This window comes from Massilia genomosp. 1 (assembly GCF_011682185.1).
GTDB lineage: Bacteria > Pseudomonadota > Gammaproteobacteria > Burkholderiales > Burkholderiaceae_D > Telluria_A > Telluria_A rubra.
Genome location: NZ_WHJF01000307.1, coordinates 1 through 1,058, shown reverse-complemented (window position 1 = coordinate 1,058; position 1,058 = coordinate 1). Strand labels below are relative to the sequence as shown.

1 protein-coding gene is annotated in these 1,058 nt (G+C 60.5%); it reads right to left on the bottom strand.

Annotated elements, in window-relative coordinates; translation table 11 throughout:
- Positions 1-98: 98 nt before the first annotated feature.
- Positions 99-980 (bottom strand): ADP-ribosyltransferase-containing protein, encoded by an 882-nt coding sequence (locus F1735_RS33765; RefSeq protein WP_167241395.1) that lies wholly within the window; start codon positions 978-980, stop codon positions 99-101.
- Positions 981-1,058 lie beyond the last annotated feature (78 nt).

Genomic DNA, 1,058 nt, shown 5'->3' with positions numbered 1-1,058 from the left:
TGACGACCGTACACCTCAATCCCGAAAAAAGTGTCACGGAAGCCGTCACCAAAAAGGAGAAAAATCAAGCACTCAAAAAAGCAGCGTAAAAATCGTATTTAGGCGACAACTAGCTTGCAAATTTCCGGGTACGCCTCGACGGTGCGTTCCCCATATGCGTCTGCCTCGTCGCGTGCGGCTGCGAAATAAACACCTGTCCCGAACGTGCCACGTTGGGATGGCGTGAAAGCATCGAAGTCGGAATCGGTGCCATGGTACACAACCTGCGGCTCGCCGGCAGGGCCGACAACCTGGCTGTTTCCAAACCACGCTTTGAACGCTGGCGAACCGCCAGGCGCGGCCGCCTCGCCTGATGCCTTCTTACCCTTGCGAAGCGCCGCGCTGCCCGCAGCTGTCCACGGGTCCGCCGGCGGGAAGTCAGTCGCCGTCTTGCGGAAAATCTGCTGGATCAGTGCGCGCGCCTCTTCGTTTTTCATGCCGCGCCAGTAGGCGGCCGCCTCGGGCATGCCTAGCCATTCGGCCAGGTTCGCCAGCCAGCGCTGTACGGTGCGTTCCACCTTGGCGCGCACGTCGGTCCGGGTGAAGGCGCCGGCGTTCGGTTCGGCCAGCACCGCAAGCGCTTCGTCAATGCCGCGCGCAGTGGCGTATTTCTGCCCGCCCTGCTTCAAGGCCAGCTGGCCCTGTCCGGTTTTTACCCAGCGGTCAGCTTCGGCCCGGAATGCCCCATCGCGCTGGTAAATCATGTTCATGCGGGTGATATACTCGTAGCCTGGCAGAAACCTCTGGAGTCCGTAGTGCAGCATTTCGTGGAAAAGGGTCCGCTGGACCTCCCGGAGGGTGGGCAGGGCGTCCCGGAACAGGTAGACAACGCCTTCGTACACCGCCCCGGAAACGTGCTCATCACTTGCGACACCCGGGAGGACGCCGAAAGGGTTGTGTCGCGTTGTTGAGCCCAGCACGAATTTTTTCATGTTGAGCATGACCCCTGCTTACACTGGACGGACTTGTCCTGCCAACGCATAGAACTTGTCGGCGAATGACATGGGCGAAGCGTCATC